Source organism: Oligoflexus sp., assembly GCF_035712445.1.
Classification (GTDB): domain Bacteria; phylum Bdellovibrionota_B; class Oligoflexia; order Oligoflexales; family Oligoflexaceae; genus Oligoflexus.
Genome location: NZ_DASTAT010000048.1, coordinates 1 through 20,730, shown reverse-complemented (window position 1 = coordinate 20,730; position 20,730 = coordinate 1). Strand labels below are relative to the sequence as shown.

At 55.0% G+C, this 20,730-nt stretch carries 17 protein-coding genes and 1 pseudogene; 7 read left to right on the top strand and 11 right to left on the bottom strand.

Annotated elements, in window-relative coordinates:
- Positions 1-50: 50 nt before the first annotated feature.
- Both VFO10_RS09710 and VFO10_RS09705 read right to left on the bottom strand, forming a co-directional pair.
- Positions 51-764, bottom strand: a complete 714-nt coding sequence (locus VFO10_RS09710; protein ID WP_325139472.1) for a hypothetical protein — start codon at positions 762-764, stop codon at positions 51-53.
- 124 nt (positions 765-888) lie between these two features.
- On the bottom strand, positions 889-1,809 hold the full coding sequence (locus VFO10_RS09705; RefSeq protein WP_325139470.1) for a chlorophyllase/cutinase-like alpha/beta fold protein: 921 nt from the start codon (positions 1,807-1,809) through the stop codon (positions 889-891).
- 338 nt (positions 1,810-2,147) lie between these two features.
- On the opposite strand from VFO10_RS09705, the gene VFO10_RS09700 reads away from it, so the two are divergent.
- From VFO10_RS09700 to VFO10_RS09685, 4 genes are all read left to right on the top strand, one after another.
- The gene (locus VFO10_RS09700) at positions 2,148-3,881 is read left to right on the top strand and encodes a hypothetical protein (protein WP_325139468.1); all 1,734 of its coding nucleotides are present in this window, start codon (positions 2,148-2,150) and stop codon (positions 3,879-3,881) included.
- 117 nt (positions 3,882-3,998) lie between these two features.
- Positions 3,999-4,739: a DUF4197 domain-containing protein gene (locus VFO10_RS09695; protein WP_325139467.1), complete on the top strand. Its 741-nt coding sequence runs from the start codon at positions 3,999-4,001 to the stop codon at positions 4,737-4,739.
- A gap of 6 nt (positions 4,740-4,745) precedes the next feature.
- Positions 4,746-5,993: a chloride channel protein gene (locus VFO10_RS09690; protein ID WP_325139465.1), complete on the top strand. Its 1,248-nt coding sequence runs from the start codon at positions 4,746-4,748 to the stop codon at positions 5,991-5,993.
- A 168-nt stretch (positions 5,994-6,161) separates the two neighbouring features.
- Positions 6,162-7,007 carry a TIGR02147 family protein gene (locus VFO10_RS09685; protein WP_325139463.1) on the top strand — a complete coding sequence of 282 codons (846 nt, stop codon included), beginning with the start codon at positions 6,162-6,164 and terminating at the stop codon, positions 7,005-7,007.
- On the opposite strand, the gene VFO10_RS09680 is transcribed toward VFO10_RS09685, so the two are convergent.
- On the bottom strand, positions 6,979-9,141 hold the full coding sequence (locus VFO10_RS09680; RefSeq protein ID WP_325139461.1) for a S46 family peptidase: 2,163 nt from the start codon (positions 9,139-9,141) through the stop codon (positions 6,979-6,981). The two genes, VFO10_RS09685 and VFO10_RS09680, sit on opposite strands and share 29 nt — an antisense overlap.
- A 192-nt stretch (positions 9,142-9,333) precedes the next feature.
- Between VFO10_RS09680 and VFO10_RS09675 the strand changes: the two genes are divergently transcribed.
- Positions 9,334-10,251 carry an RluA family pseudouridine synthase gene (locus VFO10_RS09675; protein WP_325139459.1) on the top strand — a complete coding sequence of 306 codons (918 nt, stop codon included), beginning with the start codon at positions 9,334-9,336 and terminating at the stop codon, positions 10,249-10,251.
- Between the two features lie 40 nt (positions 10,252-10,291).
- Here VFO10_RS09675 and VFO10_RS09670 read toward each other — a convergent pair whose 3' ends face one another.
- The 6 genes from VFO10_RS09670 to VFO10_RS09645 form a co-directional block, all read right to left on the bottom strand.
- A complete protein-coding gene (locus VFO10_RS09670; protein ID WP_325139457.1) occupies positions 10,292-10,903 on the bottom strand; it encodes a YceI family protein in 612 nt (203 codons plus the stop codon).
- A 284-nt stretch (positions 10,904-11,187) separates the two neighbouring features.
- The gene (locus tag VFO10_RS09665) at positions 11,188-13,209 is read right to left on the bottom strand and encodes a SpoIIE family protein phosphatase (RefSeq protein ID WP_325139456.1); all 2,022 of its coding nucleotides are present in this window, start codon (positions 13,207-13,209) and stop codon (positions 11,188-11,190) included.
- A 177-nt stretch (positions 13,210-13,386) separates the two neighbouring features.
- Entirely contained in the window at positions 13,387-14,148 is a 762-nt protein-coding gene (locus VFO10_RS09660; RefSeq protein WP_325139454.1) for a hypothetical protein, read from the bottom strand.
- Positions 14,149-14,471: 323 nt separating this feature from the next.
- Positions 14,472-14,654, bottom strand: a complete 183-nt coding sequence (locus VFO10_RS09655) for a hypothetical protein (RefSeq protein ID WP_325139452.1) — start codon at positions 14,652-14,654, stop codon at positions 14,472-14,474.
- A 119-nt stretch (positions 14,655-14,773) separates the two neighbouring features.
- Positions 14,774-17,452 (bottom strand): C25 family cysteine peptidase, encoded by a 2,679-nt coding sequence (locus VFO10_RS09650; RefSeq protein ID WP_325139450.1) that lies wholly within the window; start codon positions 17,450-17,452, stop codon positions 14,774-14,776.
- Positions 17,452-18,090: a hypothetical protein gene (locus VFO10_RS09645; RefSeq protein WP_325139448.1), complete on the bottom strand. Its 639-nt coding sequence runs from the start codon at positions 18,088-18,090 to the stop codon at positions 17,452-17,454. The genes VFO10_RS09650 and VFO10_RS09645 overlap by 1 nt, the downstream gene beginning before the upstream one ends.
- 281 nt (positions 18,091-18,371) lie before the next feature.
- Between VFO10_RS09645 and VFO10_RS09640 the strand changes: the two genes are divergently transcribed.
- Entirely contained in the window at positions 18,372-19,070 is a 699-nt protein-coding gene (locus VFO10_RS09640) for a pirin family protein (RefSeq protein ID WP_325139446.1), read from the top strand.
- A 167-nt stretch (positions 19,071-19,237) separates the two neighbouring features.
- A complete protein-coding gene (locus VFO10_RS09635) occupies positions 19,238-19,600 on the top strand; it encodes a hypothetical protein (protein WP_325139444.1) in 363 nt (120 codons plus the stop codon).
- A gap of 82 nt (positions 19,601-19,682) precedes the next feature.
- On the opposite strand, the gene VFO10_RS09630 is transcribed toward VFO10_RS09635, so the two are convergent.
- Complete coding sequence (locus VFO10_RS09630; RefSeq protein WP_325139442.1) at positions 19,683-19,997, bottom strand: hypothetical protein; 315 nt, start codon at positions 19,995-19,997, stop codon at positions 19,683-19,685.
- A 26-nt stretch (positions 19,998-20,023) separates the two neighbouring features.
- Positions 20,024-20,730, bottom strand: a pseudogene (locus VFO10_RS09625) (hypothetical protein); the annotation flags it as partial.

The following is a 20,730-nucleotide window of genomic DNA, read 5'->3' as shown; positions in this document are numbered from 1 at the left end:
TGACAGAGACAACACATGCGGGGACTCGCTTTATGCGAGTCCTTTTTTTTTCAGGGAAAACCTTGATTCTGCCAGGTGCTCAAAAATTTCACGAGCCTGGGGGCCTGCACTTCATCGATGCGTGGCGGCATGCTGCGACTGCCAATGGCCCGCAGGATCTGGGGCATCGCGGTTTTCCACTGGTCCTGGGTTTCCAGGCGCAGACCGCCCGAGGGCTGATCACCGGCATGACAGTTGACGCAGAGCGCTGTGCTCACGGCGGTGACCGCGGGCGTGTAGGTGATTTTAAAATCCGCAAGATTCAGCGCATACGCATCATTCCTGCTCCAATTCTTCAGGGAGATGGCGAGCTGCGCGAGACGCTTTTTATCCAGCGCATTCAGCTCGGCAAGATTCGGCGGCATGGTGCCACCCGATACGGCGGTGGTCGCCGCTGCGAGTGATGCTTTCAAGGTATCGGCCGTATTCAGAGCCATGGGACCGGGAGCCGGCGCCCCTGTGTGGCAGGCCGTGGTGCAGTAATTCTGCAGCAAAGGCTCCAGGTCTTCGGTATAGGCTACGGGTAAAAAGCTGGCGAGCGCGGGGTTGGGATCACCGGCTGTGGGCTTTCCTGTATTCGTACCAGGAGACTGTGAAGGGGAAGGGTTGGCATCCGCCTCCGTAACCACGGCATTGGGTTTACCATCCGACATCACGCGGTTGTCACTGACGTTGGCGGGCGTGCAGGACAGGGCCAGGAACGCGGCCAAAACAAGAATGCGCATGCAGACCTCCGGGATGCCTGATGTCGCCTTTTCGGAATAATTCGCGGGAATCTTAAATGAATAAAGTGGGGTGGAAGCGCTGGAAAAGACAGCAGATTCGAGTGATCTGCTGTCCGAGAGACTATTACCGATTCGCTTTTGTGAGCGAAAGGTTCAGCGGGTTATTGTCCACGCTTTCCAGGGAGTTATCATCGCCCAGGACCACGCCGCGCAGGAAGGAGCCGATGGTGCTTCCCAGCCAGCTGCGCAGATCGGGGCGCGACTTGTCTTTGGCGGCGCCGACGCAGACGCTACAGGTCAGACCGCAGTTGATTCCGTCATCCAGAAAATCCATGTGACCATAGTCGTTGGCGACGAAGAGCCACGATGGGGAATTGGTGACCGTGCTCCAGAAAAGGTTGTAATTGACGTTGGTCGGCGCACAGGCCTGGCCCAGATTCTTCTGACCGCCCAGTCCGGTCCCGATGATCAGAGCCGGAACTTTCAGCGACACACCCTTGGTGGCAAGGCCAGTGCCATCCTGGGTTCCATCCACGGGATCAATCGCGGCCACGGCTTTGGCGTTCACCAGTCCATCACGCAGCATGGTCCATGCGACCTTCGATCCGCGTGAGTGATTGACCAGCGCGAGTTTATCAAAATTCACGTCCTGACCCACCAGACCGCTCAGGTTGGTGCTCATCCAATTGATGACGTCCGCTGTGGACTTGGCTTCCACGGCTGTTGAAGGCTTGCCGATGGGAAGGCCGCCGGGGGCGATGGTTTGGGGTGCGAGCACCACAAAACCCTGATTTGCGATCTCGGCGAGCACATTGCGGTAGTATGCATTGCTCATCAGAAAGCCATGGTTCATCACCACGACGCCAAGTTCAGAACCTGTGCTTTGCTCAGGATACATAACCAGCGTATCGACTTTAACGCCTTGCTTGGTTTTGATGATGAGTTCTTTTACGGAGGTTTCTCCCGCGGCATAGGCCTGATGACCCGCAACGGTTAGAAGGCAGGCGATACCAAAACGCAACAGTTGACCCATGGAAAATTTCATTCGATTACTCCTCGAATTGAGTGAACGCGCCGATCGGGTGCTGGGCTGCACCTGATACGACTGAAGGGATTTAAACTTTTTCAGAACGATGTTCTGAGTATGGTTTAAACGGTGTCGCCCAGGATTTCATTTAAGATTTCATGAACTCTTTTTCGTGTGACAACTCGTAATGCATGCGCATCAAGTTGTTGCTGGATTTGTCGCGGATTTCCTGCAGAAAAAAAGTTTTTTTTAACTCATCGCTTTGTTCTCGGGCGAGGCATTAACGCGGACTGATGGGTAAAAATCGTCGCGTTCTTCATGTTATCCTGAGTGTAAAAGAAAAAAAGGATACTTCGATGAAGCCATACCGGAAACCGCGCCACCGGATGGTTAAAGCCCTCATGGCTTTGACCTTTCTGGAATGTTTTGCGTGCAAATCAACGCAAACCAGTCAACCTCTCCACGACGCAGGACGCTATCAGAATGATGTGAGCGCCTTTCAGTGGCAGACGTCCGCCGAGCAGGAATTCATTACCTATGCGTTGGCTCCCCGCATCGGTGCCGTGCGCACTCGGCCTGCAGGCGATCCTTTGCGGCAGCGTCTTCAGTTCTGGCTTGATCAGCTGGATCTTTATTTGCGTGAAAAGGATAGGGCGGCGATGAAGGGCGTGCCGAAGCCCCAGGCCCTGCTCCTGGAGAACGCCGCACCCAATGCGTTCGTGGCCAGCATGGAAGTCTGTCTGAACAAGGCGAGTCAGCTGCAGGGGGCCGAAGGCGCGTCGGAGGATTTTCTGGGCGTGGACCGGGAACTCGGCGGTATCTTCAGCGTGCCCGGGCCAAGGCCCTGTGTGAAAATTCCCTATCAAGGGGCTGAGCTGCAGCGCTTCATGGACTGGTATCTGAAGCCTTTTCCCGGCTGCCAGGCGCGGGTTACGGCGCGAGCTGTGGATTTGACAGGAGGTTGCATCAAGGCCTCGGTGGATGGAGCGAATACACCGGCACAAACAAGGGAAATCTTTGTACGACTCAGCGGCAACTGGGTGGTGGTGACGACCGGCCTGATCCAGAATCTGAGCGAATACGAGGCCGTCTACACGCTCTTTCATGAAGCCGCCCACTATTACATGGCTCATCTTTCGAATTCGAACGCGCTCTATGATTTTTTCTATGGGCTCGGCACCGAAAATCCTGCCAGCAAACCCATTGCCGATCCCAAAGTCCAGGCCTTGGGCCAGGACCTTCTTTATTGGCTGAAAGCGAAAGAGACCGGCACCCGCAGCCTGGCCGAGGGGGCTCCTGGTCAGCGGTATCATAGCGGTCTTTATGTTCTGGCGCGGAATGTGATTCAGGATTGGATAAGGAAAGAGGGAACGCGATCGGCCTGCAAGGATCTTTCGCAGCACTTTCTGAATGCTCCCGGCCTTGCACGTTTTCCCCTGGAAAAACCGGATGCGCGGGGTCAGCAGTCCTATCGGCTCTATGAAGACAAGGTGGATGCCTGCCTCACAGGAATGCCGCTCGATCCCGAACTGCAGGCGCGGATGATCGGTTTCACGCGCTTCGTGGCGCCGTGGAGTTCGAAGGTCCTGGTTTCGGTTCCAGGCTTTGCGACGGTGAAGGAACTTTGGAATTGGCTGAACGCATCGCTGCCGGCGGTGATCGCAGCGCCGCAAACCCGTATTGGGGAACTGTCCAGGCAGGCGGATGCCGTCGGGCTTGGCCAGTATACAAGCGAGCAGGAGGCGGATGAACTCACCATCGAATGGCTGGCGAAGTTCGGCATTGATCCGAATCATGGCATCACAGCCGCGTTGAAACTCTTGAAACTGGAGTCCGAGTTTCCGCCGCTGACAAGCAGCATCGGAGCCTATACCTACGATCAGTGCGTCCGGGCTTACGAGTCCAAATTCCGGGGCGCCGACGGCCGCGAGCAGCGCGTCCCGGTCGGTGATTACAGCGATCCGCATCATAGCAGCTGCTTCCGCGCCTTTAACATGAATCGCGAGATCGACACGCATCAGTACATGTCAAGCCTTCCGCCTCCGCGCGTGCCTCTGCCGACTCCGGCCTGGGATGCGATCGCCCGCTGAGTTTCGCCCTTCCCTGCACCGATCGGTCTTCCCTGCAAAACGGCCCGTTGACAAGGGGCCGTGCATTTGCCAAGGTTTTGGCCCATCGGTTTCGGTCAAAACAGGAAAGGTCTTTTCATGAAAAAACTTCTGCTCGGTCTCGCGTGTCTGACAACGTCGTGCGTGGGCTATGAAGATACCATCAATGATGCCATTCAGGTTGGTCAGCAGGTCGGTCAGGCCGCGCTGGCACCCAGCCCTGCGGAATCGGTGTCGGCCACCCGCCAGGCTCTGGAAAAAGGCGTCAGCGTCGGCGTCAACCTTCTGCAAAAGGACGGCGGTTTCAGCCAGTCCGTGCACCGCATCCTGATTCCGAATGAACTGCAAAAAGCCGCTCAGCTGGCCCGCAACGCCGGTCTTGGTGGTCAGGTCGATACCTTTGAAAAGAGTTTGAATCGCGCCGCGGAGCAGGCGATGGCCTCGGCCATGCCCATTTTCAAGAACGCGATCACGAAGCTCACCTTTCAGGATATCGTGGGCATCCTTACCGGCCCTGATCAGGCTGCGACGCAATATTTCCGGCGTACGAGCGAGCAGCAGCTCCTGGATACCTTCAAACCCATAGTCGCCAAAGCCACCCAGCAGAATAATGTAGGCAAGTACTATACACAGATCGCAACAGCCATTCGACCGGCTGCTGCCCTGGCCGGTGTTCCGATCGCAACCGTCAACCTGGATGAATATGTCAGCCAGAAGGCTAGCCAGGCTTTGTTTGTGGAAATCGGTCGTCAGGAAAAATTGATTCGCGAGAATCCCGTCGAGCGAAGCACGGCGCTCCTGCAAAAAGTTTTCGGTTATTACGCCAACCGGAAAAGTTAAGGACCTATGCCTCATAACCTGAAAAACCGGCTTTTGCGTCTGGGGCGCTGGACTCTCTTCAGTCTTGTGATTGGAGTCCTCGCGGGTGCCGGCGCTGCGGTTTTTTTGATACTCCTCGATCGGGCCACGGCCCTACGGGGTGATCATCCCTCGCTGATCTTTTTTCTGCCTCTGGCTGGTCTTGCCATCGGTCTCGTCTTTCATTTCGGGGGGCGAGCGGTCGAAGGCGGAACCGGACTTATCCTGGAAGAAATTCATAATCCACGCAGAATAATTCCCTTCCGCATGGCTCCTTTGGTGCTGATCGGGACAGTGGTGACGCATCTTTTCGGAGGCTCGGCAGGACGCGAAGGCACCGCTGTTCAGATGGGTGCCTCGCTCGCGGATCAGCTGTCACGCTTTTTCACGATGGAAAACGTGGAAAGACGCATCCTTCTGGTGGCAGGTGCCGGGGCCGGATTCAGCGCGGCGATTGGCGCCCCCTGGGCGGGGACGCTCTTCGGTCTTGAAGTCATGCAGATCGGCAAGCTGCGATTCTTTGCGCTCTTTGAGTGCTGCGTCGCTTCCTTTGTGGCCTATGCGACCTGCCGCTTCCTGGGAGCGCCTCACACATTCTATCCATCAGTCACTCTTCCTGCGTATGATGCCACCCTTATCGCCTGCGTGGCTCTGTCCGGTATCATTTTTGGTTTGGCCGCGCAGGGTTTTATGAAGCTGACACACGCCGTGGAACGACTCCAGAAGAAGCTTTTCAAGTTTCCACCATGGCGTCCACTGGCGGCAGGTTTTATTCTTGTGGCTCTTTATCAGTTGCCGGATACGATTCGTTATGCCGGTCTTGGTCTTCCTGTGATTGTGGATGCATTCGCGGAGCGCGCGGGTTGGTTGGATCCCTTGTTGAAAGGCGGCTTCACTGCGCTAACAGTCGGATCGGGATTCAAAGGCGGTGAATTCATTCCTCTGGTGTTCATGGGCAGCACCCTCGGCAGCGCGTTGTCTTCGGTTCTGCCCGTTGCGACTCCACTTCTCGCGGCCCTTGGTTTTGCGGCAGTCTTTGGAGCCGCCGCGAATACACCCATAGCCTGCACGATCATGGCCATGGAAATCTTTGGCTGGAACCTGGGACCTTTGGCACTGCTGGCCTGCTGGGTTGCGTACCAGGTCACGGGGCATGTGGGTATTTATAAGAATCAAACAGTGGCTCGCTCCAAAAGGGATCAGCTGCTTCTGGTCTTTCCTTGGTGGCGAAAGTGAACAGGGCTGTTCTTTCGCAAGTCCCCGGATCATGAAAAGAAATGCCTCTTGCCTGTTCTCCCAGAGCAGTTTTTTAAGAACAGCTTCGCATTAAATTCCACTCTCGCACGTCAGGACCTATGATCCTTTGTGATGATGGTTTAATAGGTCATACATGCGGAGCACGCCATGTCCCTTACGATGGAAGAACGATCCTTCATCTATAATCAATTTCTGGCCAGCGATAAGCCATCCCCCATTTTTCGAGCTTTGTTCGAGCGCAGAAAGCAAACCCATCCGCATTTCTCCATCGCCCAGATGTGCAGGTCCTGCGGTATTCCTTCGCGCGGCTATCTGTCTGAATTTTTAAATGGCAAGCGCCGCCTGAACAGCCGTTACTGGAAAAGTTTCATCAAATGTTTCGGGCTGACCGGGCGTCTGGCCACAGCGGCTCAACTCCTCTTTGAGATGGAGGAAACGGATGACGACAACGAGCGCCGTGTGCTGCGTGAAAAACTGGAGAGCCTCAGACGATCCTTTAAAAAGGTCGAGGAAAGTTTCCCCTCACGTCTGCACGGAATGGTTTTCGCGGCCGAGGTCTACTGTGCCTTTGGCCTTTATGGAAACAATCCGAGCAAGGAGCAGCTGAAAGGATATTTCGGGCGTTCCCGCGCTCTGGATGTGGAGTATGCCCTGGCCTGCCTGATCGGGATTGAAGTGATCGGACTCGATCCCGAAACGCAGCGTTATCACATAAGGGAGAACGTCATCCGCTTCACCGACAGTGAAGACAACGGCTTGACCATGAGCAACTTTCATCAGTACGCGGTGCAGGATGCCGAGCGGGCTTTCAAGAAGTGGTTCGCGTCGCAGGATGCTTATTTTGAAACGATCATGATCTCGGTGAAAAAAAGTCGACTTCCGGAATTCATCGAGAAGGTCAAGGATCATAGCATCCTTGCCGCTCAGGACGTGGAATCCACGGAAGCCGACATGCTGATCCGCTTCAATGTGCAGATCTATCCTTTGCATTAGGATAACGGATGGTCATTTCTTTCAGGACGTTTTCCGCCTTGTCCACTTCCGCCATGACCCACAGCATATAGCGGATATCCACGTGGATGGCCCGGGTCATGAGCGGGTCGAAGTACCAGTCCTTGGTCACCGATTCATAGGTCGAATCGAAGTTCAGTCCGACCAGCTCCCCGCGTTTATTCATCACGGCCGACCCGGAATTGCCGCCGGTCGTGTCCGCGGTGGACAGGAAATTCACAGGAACGGTGCCCAGGACCTTATCCTTGAACACTCCGTAGCGTTTCTCCCGTGCCGCTTCCAAAAGGCCCTTGGGCGCATCGAAGGGCGCTTTGCCCGTGTACTTTTCCAAAATGCCTTCCAGCGTCGTGAAAGGACCTTTGATCAAACCATCCTTGGGTGAATAGGGAGCCACGGTTCCATAGGTCACGCGCAGGGTGGAGTTGGCATCGGGATAAACGGGTTTGCCGAGTGATTTTTTCCAGGCGATCACGGCCTTCATGTACTCGGGGATCACGCGGTCGAGGTTGCCGTCGATTTCCTTGCGGCGATTCACGAGCGACATGGTGGTGTCGTAGAGTTTCACGGCGAGTTGAATCAGAGAATCCTGCGAATCCTGAAACACCTGGGGATCCTTGCTCATCCATTCCAGGCGACGGGTGGTGTCATGCAGCGCCGAGTTGTGATAGAGTCCGGCTATCGCATCGACGCTGGGCAGCAGAGGATCGAGTCCCATGGGACGCGAATCCGCCGGGAATTTCTGATAACGCTGCAGCGACGCACGCCAGCGAGCCTGGTCCACTTCGCTGACGAAGGTTTGTTCGAGTCGAGTGAGGCGGGCTTTGATGAAGGGGAGATCGCGGTCCTGATAACCGGACTCGCGTTCGGCGTCCGGTTTTTTCCGCTCGACCGACAGCCTGTAGAGCTGGAGGGCGCTGCTCAGAAGATCCGATTTGGCCGCGACGGAAAAGGCAAACTGCTCTTCGGTCAGGTCATTGTCGGCCTTGATCAGCTGATCCATCTGAGTCAAAACATTTTTCAGTTCCTTGGCGTTGGGCTGCTTCTCCACCCACTTTTTGAATTCAGCCAGCTGTTCATCTTTGATGGCCGCAATATCCCTTCGTGCAAAACCATCCAGCAGCCCCTGCAGCTTCTTCAAGCCGTTGCTGATGCTTTTGGTCACGCTCGCATAGCGAACGCCTGCTTCAGGATTGCTTTGAGTGGCGTCGGCAATCGCGGCCAGGTCAGCCTCATACTCCGCCACGCGGCGGGGATAGCTGAGGTCGCGCACAAAGCGAACTTCGTTCGGCAGTTTATAGCGATTGGTGCGACCGGGGTAACCGGCCAGGAGGATAGGATCTCCGTTTTTAAGTCCTTCCGCGGAAACCGTCAGATAATCTTTCGTGGCAAAGGGCACGTTTTCCGGCGAGGGATCCGCAGGTTTTCCATCCTTCCCGACGTAGGCCCGCAGAAAGGCGAAGTCCCCGGTATGCCGCGGCCATTCGAAATTATCCACCTCGCCGCCGAAGTTCCCGATCTTGTCGGAAGGCGCATACACCAGCCGCACATCGCGTATCATCATCTGGCGGATCCGATAGTATTCCATGCCGCGATGAAAGCTCGGCACCGAGCAGCGATAAGCCTTATCCGCCTCGCAGGTCGCGATCAGCGCTTTCACCCGCTTCTCGATTTCCTCGTAGCGCGCCTTGCCAGACAGCTTGTCATCCAGGCCGCCGAGCACCTGTTTGGTCACGTCTTCGACCCGATCGGTGACATAGATGCGGGTGTTCGGGCTTGCCGGCAGTTCTTCCGTCCGCGAGCGGGCCAGGAATCCGTCGGCAATAAAATTTCTCTGCGCGGTCGAGTTATGCTGAATATCGCCGTAAGCGCAGTGATGGTTGGTGACGACAAGGCCTTTCGGCGAAACAAAAGAAGCGGAGCAGCCTCCCAGCGACACGATCGCTGTCATGGGCGCCCGACTCAAATCGGCGAGTTTTTCCGCCGGTGTCTGGATACCGATACGCTTCAGTTCGGCTTTCAAAAGCGGAAGCTGGTGCGGTTGCCATTGTCCTTCATCCGCCTGAACGTTGAAGGCCAGGGTAAACAGGAGACTTGGAAAGAAAATTCGCGTAAGCAAAGGTCACTCCAGGCTGGTTGAAGGGCGAGTATAACGGCCTCGTAAGATGCTGACAACGCGGTCAGTTTTGTTGCGGGTGCAGCGGCTTCCACACGCGGGATTTCGATGTTTCGATCAAAATTCGCTTTTCTGAAGCCTTTTCCCGTTAACCCTGCTACATAGGCAGCTCACTTTCAATGGAAAAGCCTCACCATGACACTGAAAAAACAGACTTATTGTGTCCTCGAATCGGACAAAGGGCGCGTGGATATCCTGGTCGCCCGACTTCTGGGCTTTTCCAGGGCTCGGGTCCGGGGTCTCATGGACCACGAAGGCGTGACTCTTAATGGCACAGAGTGTCTGGATTATGGGGCCCAGGTCAAGGCTCAGGATGTTTTGGGTTTAATTTACGACCCGGAGCGCAAGTACCGGGAAAAGCCCGCTGAGCGAAAAACTCATGGATTCAGTCTGGTTTTTTGTGATGAGCATCTGGCTGTTGTCAATAAAGAGGCTGGGATCCTGACCGTACCGACCGATCGTCGTGAAAAAAACTCCTTGGTGGATCTCCTCTCCACTCACCTCGCAAGCGGGCAGTCCCGAGGACCCAAGGTCAGCCTTGTGCACCGCCTGGATCGCGATACTTCGGGCTTGCTGGTATTCGGGCAGCGCCCGGCTATCGCTGAAGACCTTATCAGGCAGTTCTCGGCCCGTAAACCGGAGCGTGAATACTACGCTATCGTTGCGGGAAAGCTCGCCCAGGATCAAGGCACCATTCGTAGCTTTTTGCAGACGGATAAAGCCTTGAATCAAAAATCATCGACCCGCGGCGAGCTGGCAATCACGCATTATCGGGTAATCACTCGGTATCCCGACAGCAGCCTGGTCGCTGTGAACCTGGAAACAGGTCGCAGAAATCAGATCCGGGTGCATTTTGCAGAAATGGGGCATCCCATCCTCGGCGATGAGCGCTATGAAAAGGATCGTGCCTTTCATCCCGACTGGCCCTATAAACGTCTGGCTCTTCATGCCCGCATGCTGGGCTTCAACCATCCCGTCACGCGTCGTGAGCTTCGTTTTGAAGCCGAAGTGCCTGAAGAGTTCAAAAGGTTTTCTCGCAGGTTCGGAAATTAAAGGAGGAGCCAAGGCCCCTCCCCACAGATCCCGAAGGGACTTACTTTTTCAGAGCCACGACATCAACGTCGAAAGCGATGTCGTTGTTGATGACCTTGTCACCCAGTGCCTTGATATCGAAAACTGACTTCGAGTTGTAGTTTACGCCCCAATCCACGCGGTTGATTTTGAATTTGCCCGTGACCTTGACCTTGCCGTCTTTTTCAACGATGGTCACCGGCAGTTTTACGGGATTGGTTTTCCCCTTGATGGTCAGGTCTCCAGCCGCTTCGTAATTGGTCTTTTCCTTCGGATCCTGAGTCAGCGATTTAATGACGAATGTAGCTTCTGGATGCTTGGAAACGGCGAAGAAGTCATCGGACTTCAGATGGCCTTCAAGCTTTTTCTTGTTATCGGGTTCATTTTTCAGATCGACGCTTTCAATACTGTTCATGTCAAAGACAATGCGACCCTTGTCACCCTTTCCTTCCAGATCAACCGTGCCTTCCTTGATCTTGACAAGGCCGTAGTGTTCGGACTTGATCAATTCCTTCGAGCCGAGCCATTTCACTGTACTCTGAGCGGGATCGATCTTGTAGGCAGCCGCAAAAGACGAAGCAGACCAGGCCAGGCCCAAGGATACAAACGATGCGACGAGCAAGCGAGCTTTCATTTTTACCATTCCTCAATAGAGAGAGACTGTCGATCGGAGACTTTCCATAACCCTACCATTTAACGTTATTCGTTCCACGAAATAAATAGGTTATTTGATGAGTTCGGCGCAAAGCGTTATCCACCATGGCCTTCATAATCTCCATGGTTCATTGATCCATAGGTTCGATCATTCATGATCGCCTGAGCAGGAGGCCCCGCCGGCAGGGAGTTCAGGCGTAAAGGTCCAGACGTCATCCCGCCCTGTGCCGGGCTCGCATTGCCGCGTGGAGAGGTCAGGACTTGTTAGGCGCTCTTCTCAAGAATCACCCCAGCAGGCTCCCAGCGTTCACTGATATCCACCGACACGACTGTTATATCATCACTCAGCGCTACCGAACCTTCTGTAAAAAGGCTTTGAATCGCGGCCACCGTCTGCGCTGCCGACGAATGTTCCTTGCTCAATCGCGCCAGCGCCCGTTGGCTCAGGAGGTTTTGATCGTGGGTTGCGCATTCCAGGACACCATCCGTGTAAAGGGTCAGCGTATCACCCAGCTGAAGTTTCACGCTCCGCACTTCAAAATCCGGTTCCGTCCCAATCCCCAAAAGACTCCCGCGCGAAACCAAAAAACGCGTCTGCTGACCGGACCGAAGGATGGGATGCGGATGCCCAGCGTTCAAATAGAAGGCCTGAAGCTCCTGCATATCCAGACAAACCATGATCATCGACATAAGCCCGCCGCTCTGGGAACCCGAGTTCCAAATGAATCGGTTGGCCCGTCGCGCGACTTCGATAAGGACGCTTTCAGGGTCCAGAGTATTGGCATCAGACAGTCCATAAAGAATGGAACGAATACAGCCGCTGACTGCTGAGCTGAGCAGGGTTGACGAGAGTCCATGCCCGGTCACATCGCCGACAAAGAGGAGGGTGTAACGCCCCGCTCCCAAAGTCGCCACATCATACCAGTCGCCACCAATCCTCTCCGCCGGCTGAAAAAAACTCGCTAACTGCAGACAGGACCCCGGCTGAACCGACCCGAGAAGACTCTCTTGAAAGCGCATCGCAGCCTCGATGTTGGATAACACTCGCGCCTCGGACAGCTCCGCGTTCGTCTTCTCGCGACGCAGCCGGGCCATGTGCTGAGCGAGGCCCAAAGACAAGGCTATGACTTCAAAAATAGCTCCAAAAACCATAGCCCATCGCCCACCATATCCCGGTGGAACCTGCCCCACGAAATAAAGGACGGACCAGCTATTTCCAGCCAGAAACGCTCCCCAGGCGCTGAGCATCACATAAGCGGTCACATGCTTTCGCGCGCAAAGATTCAAGGTGGCGACCAATATCCAGCCGACGGCCAGGAGATTCACCAAAATGCCGACGATATTCCCCGCCTGCAGATTCACGCAGGTCAAGGCGATATTGAACACGCAGAAACCCTGGAGTATGCGCAGATAACGGCGAATGCCTGGAAAATGCACCTTTATGGACAGGAACTGATCGGTGAACTGCAGAGCGAAGACCAAAGCCATCATCGCTGAAATCAGCGTGGCCTCACCATTGGTCCAGCTGCTCCGCCAGATATAAAGTGAACCCAGGCCCTGAATACAAATTTCAAAAATCAGAAACGAGGCCACATATGCCGCATAATAGAGATAGGCGCGGATGCGCACGAAAAAATAAATAATCAGATTATAAAGAGTCATGACCACCAGGATGCCCAGCGTGCTCCCCAGCAAAAGAGCCTCACGGATCCGATACGATTCAAAGGCTTCCTCGGACCAGAGCACGGCGCGAACGCCTGGGATATCATCGGTTTCGTAGCGCAGGTAGAGCGTTGAGGTCCCTTCGGGCACGACGACGCGAAACAAAGGGTATCTGTGCGCAAACCTGAGGTCGGAGGGCGGCCGATGATCGCCGGCCTTCTGATGACTCAGAACTTTGCCATCCTGAACGAGGAAGACGTCGATAAAGTTCGTAGGCACCCATTGGTCCTCGACATAGAGGACAAGGCCCGAAGCTTTGCTATGCTGGATGGAGAGCCGGGCCCAATGAGGACCTTCTTGCAGCGGCAGGACGTGATTGGAGCGATCGTCCCAGGGTATATCCGCATCCGCGATCACCCGCTGAATATCATCCCGCTCCAAGGGGTTCAGCCACTGCTGCCATTCGGGATAGACAGCTTCGGTCGCAGACAGATCACTGATATCGAGGACAGCCTGCGCATGAAGGCTCCCAGGAATGAGCGCAAGGAAAAGCGCAGCAAAGACCCGCAGGCCTTGCCATAGATGCCTATAATTTTTGAAGGCCCAGCTCCTGCTTTGGAACATCAAAAATGCCTTCTTTTTCTGCGCGGAGGAATTCCTATTGATACAGGTTCTGAATCGGTAGAAATTGCGAAACGCGTAGATTTTGTGGGAAGTATGCGCCCGCATTCATGGCCGAATCCTGGAATATCAGCCAAGAAATGCGAGCGTTTGCGGGAAGGTTAAAATCCCGGGAGGGCCTTAGGGAAGGGTCTGCAGCGTCACCGCATAATCACCCACTTCCGTGGCATTGGGTTTCATCACAATGCCGAGGGAAATGGCTTTGACCCTGACCCATTGATCAGGCTTCCAAACGTCGCGGCTGCACGACACGAAACTCAAAATCATTTCCTCTTTGGGGCCTTTCCCCTGCTGATAGGTGCAGACCGTATCATCGAAGCGCAATTCAGCCAAGGCCACCAGATCCGCGCCCTTGGGCGGTTTCGGTCGGCCTGCACTGGGAGGCAGTTTCATGATGCTGGCCGGGATTTTCAGAGGCATCCATTCGCTCCAGCTTTTCCTATCCTTGGTCACGGTCACACCGTCGGTCGTCGACATCAGCGTCAGGCCAGGATTTTTGCGAAGCGTGATAAGCTCGGAATGATAAGGGCTGACCGTCGTGGTCATCTGCCACTTGCCCTTGGGAAGGGTGATATTGAGCTGAACTTCACGCGACTCCATCTGCGAAATATTTTCAGCAAAATACATCTGATAGGCATCAGAAGGCGCAGGGAAGAGCATGTCCCGCACCAGCATGCTGTCGCTGGCCGTATCATAGAATTGAAAAGATTTGTCCGCCGCGATCCATATGCTGTCCTCAACGGTCGCTGTGCGACAGCCCACTTGGACCTCGGCCGGATTTTTGCCTTTGGATTCGCCCGCATCGCAGTAAAGGTAAGCACCTCCGATAATGCCAGGCTCGGCGGCTTTCGATTCCTCTTCTGGATCTGGAGGGGGAGGCATGGCGCCCTTGTCCAGGGGTATTCCCTGGCTTCCTGGAGCAGGTTCCGCCTCCGAACTTTCGGGCTTCGGGTCTTGGGAGCCTTTGGAGCCTTGACCGACAGCCCCCGGTTTACAGCCACAATAAAGTACGGTCATCAGTGCAAATATTGTGACTCGCATGAATGTGACCCTCGAAGTTGATGGAGATCTTTGAATCCTATCGGAGGTCGCGTTGCGCTTATTTATTCCGGGCCATTAACCAAATCTTATCTGCCTTTTATGGGGCTTATTTGTACGCCTTGGTTTCGCCAGAACCCGCCCGCAGGCGGGCTTCAATTCTTCCCTTAGAAAAGTTTTCGAAAGCGGGTCACGAGGAGCAGGGCCAGGAGCCCTCCAGCCACACCTGCCAATATCTTAAGCAGCGTGCTATGCCTTTCATGAAATGATCGTGGTTTCCTGAGAATCAGTTTGGGATCCGTGGTGAGAAAAGCATCCGGCACAGTCTCTTCCTTCCCTTTGGTTTTCATCAAAGCCCTCCTGGCAAAGTAAAAGTAGTATGACCGGCTCGTTCGGAGGCTGTCCATTCGGAAAGATTGTGCAAAAGAAATGGGCAGCCGCTGTCATGCGGCTGCCTCATCCCGGACTATCAAAGTATGCGATTATCCATCACATGGTGGAAGGGTGTGAGCCCGGCGCTGCTTAAATAAAGATGAAAGAGACTTCCGTAAAAGCTCGTCACTCCGCTCAGGATGACTTCACGGTTCTCACCCAGCTCGCTCACGATGGGGGTGGCAAAGGCCCTGTTCACGACTCTTTGATTGCCATCCATCAGAACGGCAATGGGCTGCTCTTTCTGCTGCGAAAGATCACAGCCAGGGCAGCTGAGAGCCTCCACACGGAAACGCACGCGCAGGGTTTGACGCTCGGCATCGTAGCTGACGGAAGGCTGGCCCTGGACGCGGAAAGGAGCGGCCTGGCGCAATTCCACCGAAGGATCACCCAGAAGGTTGTATACCAGGAGGTGATGCCGGTTGGTGTTTTCCAGGAATTTACTCTCTTCCAGCGAGCCCGTTATTTTTTTGGCAAAGACCTTGGCATCCACCATCACATCACCGAGCCTTTGACTCAGCGGCAGGTTGTTACTTTGTTTGTCGATCAAAGAACGCGCAAGGCCCAGCGTCAGGCGATTGTTGTAGGCCCATTTGCTTTGCCGGCTGGAAGCCACGACTCCCAGGACGCCGTTCGGATCGAGCAGCATCTGTTCCGCCAGGTAACGGCCGTTCGGATCCGCTGTTTGAAATTCACTCTGCTCACTGGTGATATGCCCTTCGTGAATGGTTTCGCTGTCGAAAAATCCAGTGAGGCAGGCAATGGCGAAAACCATGGGCGGCTTGTCACTCGGAAAGAGCGAGAAACGCTGCGGATCGTAGCTGAATCCTGGCCAGGCCCAGTTTTTCGTCGTCGCATGACCACGATTGATCAGAAGGCTCGTCCCACGCTGCACTGCGGCGTCTATCAATTCCTGCGATCCTTCCATATGAAAGAGCTGAGCAGGGATGCCGGCTGATGAACGGGTCAGAGCATCATAATCAATGGGCTTGGATGGCGACCAGTTGCGGGGTTTCAAGGGCGTTTCGGTATCGGTGCGGAAGATGCGTTCTGGACGGAAGCCCGCCTGAAGATAACGCTGGGCGAGCGAGTTTTCCATGAACTCGGCATAATTGTTCACGCTGCCCGTGTCCTGGGATGTCGTCATCTGGAGGGTCGCGGCCATGGTGGGGCTTTGATAGTAATAGTCCACGGTCGGTGGACTATTTTCATACTGCATGATGCGCGCGACGACTCGGTTCATTTCATCCAGGGTTTTCGCCGGAATGCGGCCGATGCTCAGCTTGGGATCCAGGGACGGCGTATAGCCTTCTGGATTGGCGGGAAACTGCGTGTAGTAGACATCCCCCGCACTCTGCGCGTAATCCCCGTGTTTCGGATCACCCACGTCATAATAAGTCGGAATGCGATCCACATCGCCGAGCAGCAGAACCCACTGCATGGCATTGGGCCTCAGGTTATTCGCAGCCGTATTCAATTTATCTTTCAGATCCGCCGCCGTTCCACCTTCCCAGTAAAGGACTGAGCTGCGAATACCCAGCGTTTCCTTATGCTGGCGCAAACGCTCCGCGGCCTCTTTGAAGGCTTCCGGCGAAACGATGACAAGGTTCGGGCCGGCGGTTTGGACGGCGGCGCGCATCAGCTGCGGGACGGTCTCGCCGCTGCGCAGGATATCATTGGTCCGACAGACGCTCAGCACATCGTTCGGGTTCAGGATCAATTGATTCAAACCCACCAGCTGCTGCGCGCGATACACATCCACGGCGTCGCGGCCGCGATAGGGCGCGCGGAAACATTTCGAGTCGGCTTTGAAGGTGAGCGTAACTTCCACATCCTCGTAGTAACGAAGCGAGGACGATTGCGCGGAGTAATCCACGAGCGGCAATGATACTTTGACGATATTCTGCTCCCGATCGGTGGCCTGCTGAAAACGGGTGCTTTTTTCGAGCGAGATATCATTCGGCCCGCTGAAGTAAAGCTCCTTATCAAAACGTGGAGGCAGGACACCGTTGAAGCGCGTGGGCCCTTCCTCGGCCTTGGGCACCAGCGGCAGATTCACGCCACCTATGGGGCGACCCGGTTTGACCAGAAGTCGCGTGATCTTCGCATCCAAAGGCAGCGCCAGGTAAAAACTGGTCATCGGAAATTCAGGAAGATAAGGTTCCCCGTTCCAGCTGTTGGTGAAAATATCCTTCTGCTCGCTGCTGAGCTGGACGAAGCTCCGATTGTCGAGCCACACTTTGTCTTCGCGGAATTTGGGGATCTGCACCTTGACCCGCGCCACGCCCTTATCCACGTCCACGGTCGGGTTCTGAAAAAGCGTCCGCGTGCTGAAGCAGGCCTCAGCGTTTAAAGTATTGTTGACCAGCTCGACGGACTCCAGCAGCGGATCATAGCCATCGAGCTGGCAGCGGAGCTGCACGGCCGGAACACCATTATTCAGCGCGAATTCGCCTTTGAACTGAAAGCTGCCCTGGCCTTCGAGCTTGTGCCGCGCCAGCACTATCCCTTTATATTCCAGGGTGCAGGAACCCAGAGCCGGTCGCGGCTGATCGCAGGTCTTAAGGTTCACTGCATAGGGTACTTTCACGGCCAGGATCGGACGGAAGATCCGTGGGGGAAGCTTAAGGTCCACGATCGGTTTGATCAGAACAGGTTTCAGTTCCTGGGCCAGGGCCGGTCCCGCCAGAAGACTGAGAGCAAGGAGAGCGCGCATCAGTTGCCTCCTTCCGCGACATCAAGCTGCACGGGATGGGTTCCTGAACCAATCATCGGATCCGAACCGGGACCGATGGGAAGACCGCCTCCGGACAGGAGCTGGCTGCACTCAAACGCTGCGGAACCATCAGGACTCACGAGTTTGGTGCAGGTGATGGCTGTTCTTTGTTTGATGAAGGCGAGCGTGCCATCCTCATTCTCGGCCACATCTCCGTCGTCCGACAATTTATTATAGAGCTGTTCCATGGCCGGGCCCTTCAGGTTCAGGCGCACCCAGGACGCGCTGTTTTTCAATTCCTCTTTATAGGGCAGAAAATTTTTCACCGAGCCTTCATCCGCGAGTTTTTCCCAGCATAAATAATGCTGGTGCGCAGGCTGATTCACGCAGGTGATGCCATAGCCCACGCGCATGTGAAAAAAATTCGACTGAAAACGTCTTACATCCGGATCTTTGAGGTGATCGAAGATAAATTGCGCGGTCGTGCCGTTCAGTTTCAGAAGGGTATGATCCTTGACTTCCTGGACGCTGAATTCAGGATGGGAAAGCTGATCCGAACTGTCAGGACCGCAGGCAAGCGACAGAGAAGTGGGAGATGCAAAAGCGAGGGCAGCGCAAATGAACAGCTGGGCCTTCATGGTGAATCCTTTTTCCTGAGGGATGAAGAGGGTCCATATCGGGCTCACTATGTCTTTGAAGGTCAGCCTGAAAAAAGGTCAAACCCGAGGTGAAGCGAGAAACTGTTCTCGAAATCCGTGCTTCCAAGAACAGGTCAATCTGGAAGGGTAGGGGCGGCAAGTTGCCGGAATTCCCCGGAAAACATAATCAATAAATCTGATCATTATGAGCGAATCTTTATACTATATTTCGATCGTCTTTTGCCGTTAAGTTAGGAGTCGAACCTGTAGGAGGATGGACTATGCTCTTGACACGAAAGTCTTCAGACCGCGGATACGCTGATCATGGCTGGCTCAAAAGCTGGCATAGCTTTTCGTTTGCCAGTTACTTCGATCCTCGCTTCATGGGATTTCGCCAGCTGCGGGTGATCAACCAGGATATCGTGGCTCCGGGTCAGGGATTTCCCACTCATGGTCACGCTGATATGGAAATTATCACAGTTGTCCTGCGCGGTACAATCGAGCACAAGGACAGCATGGGGAACAAAGAACTGGTGAAGGCCGGCGAGATTCAGCGCATGAGCGCGGGAACCGGCGTGCGGCACAGTGAGTTCAACCCGTCGGCAAGCGAGGATCTGGAGCTCTTGCAGATCTGGATCGAACCGGCAGAACGCGGCATCGAACCCAGCTATGAGCAGGTTTCTGTTCATCCTGTGGACGGTGAAACTTTGAAGCTGCTGGTCGCGCCTATGAAGGAAGAGGCGCCGGTGCACATTCATCAGAGCGTCCGCATCTATCGCGCGGAATTGAAAGCCGGCCAGACGCTCGATCTGCCGCTGAAGGCGGAACGCTATGGCTGGATCCAGCTGATCAGTGGAGAGCTCAGCGTTCGGGATGAGCAACTGAAGGCTGGTGATGGACTCGCGATTTCGCGCGAAGCGAATCTGCCGGTGAAGGCAGTCGCCGATGGCACGGCGTTTCTTCTGTTCGATCTGGCTTGAGTCAGCGTCCGGCCGTAAAAAAAGCGATTGATACGGCCGGAAATGATTTCAATCGCCTGTCTTCACAGGCGAGTTCGGCCCCAGGCCGCGTGCATAAAAAAACCTGTGAATCTTTGCGGGCGCAACGCCGAATGTTTTTCCGTCTGTCATTTGGTGGAGGAACATTCATGAAAGTCAGTCTTTTTTTAGTCTCGCAACTCTTTGTTGCCACGGTCGCCATGGGCGCGGATGCACCGGCATCCATGCCCGAGGCCGCACCGGCGGCTCCCGCGGCTGAAGGCCCTGCGGAGGCGCAGGCGACGGCCAATAGTGCAAATGGTGCGGAATCCGTCTGCAAACTTTCGGGGAACACCCGTCGTGTGAAGATGGATATGAGTCAGCAGAAGTGCCAGGTGCTTTATTACAAAGAGACAGAAAAGCCAGGTACGGAAGACAAGCTGTGGGAATACAACCACGAGTTTGACAAGTGCAAAGAGAGCTACAGCAACTTCGTCGAGAAGCTGCGTGGCATGAGCTGGACCTGCAACTAATCTGCAACGAAAGGCGGGCTTTGTCGCGGACAAAGCCCCTCGCCATCCCGCTTATCGCAAGCTCCGTCGCTATCTCGCAAACTCATCGACTCGCCTTAACCCCAGGATTCGGACACGTATACCGTGTATAAGGCCGTGCTTCCCCCGACCCTTCACCCAAAGGAAAGCTGAGGCCGATCTCCACAGTATTCCAGGTCGAAGTCTGGAATAGATCCACCGATTCCGGTGGAGGACAGTCCTGCTCGATGCGGATCGGGCGTTCACGGGCCCTTTGCTCCACGGCAAAGGCGGACTTGCCCTGCTCGTCGGATTTTTCCCCGGTGGGAACCTTCAGCTGCTGAGCGGTCAAGGTCCCGGCTCCTGCAATCAGAAGACACAAGGTGCATGCGCGCAACATAAATACCCCCTGGTTCAAGCGTATCCCTAAACTTTAGCAGACCTGACGTTGGTCCCCGTGTCGGGCACGATCATGGTGGCTACTCCCGTTTCCATCATCGCATCGTAGGGAATTTTTCCAAGTGAAAAACGCTGACGATGGAAGAGATGATGACGACCAAAGACCAGCAGCTGAGGCTTGTGCAGCTGTGTGGTCTTGTGCAGCTCATCCACGGGTTTGCCAAAGCTGACCAGAGCCTGGTAACGCGGAGCCACAGTGTCTGAGCCGGGCAAGCTTCGGAAACGGGTCTGCAGTTCGCCCGCGATTTTCGACCTGATCTGTTCCGTATAGGTCGTTGTCGAGAAGTCGGGATTCAAAGGAATACGGCCGAGGTTCATGGCTTCACGGACCTTATCCACCATGTGATCCACTTCATCCACCGATAACCTGTGCACATGAACATGACAGATGGACGAAGCATTCACTTCAATCGCCATCTGGATCGCAGCTTCCAAAGCCCGGCGGCCTTCCACTTCCATATTGTCGGCGACCAGCAGCCGCGCCTCATCCGCAAAGTTCATGACTCGATCCAATGGCATGATCAGAACAGGAATTTCCGCATGCGCTGCCAGGGAAAAGGCTGTCGAAATACCTTCCAAAAGATTATTGCCCGCGCGTGGGCTCATGCCGCTGACGATGAGTCCGGCGTGAACTTCATTCGCGATCGTGGTCAAAGCCTCGGAGGCATAATCCC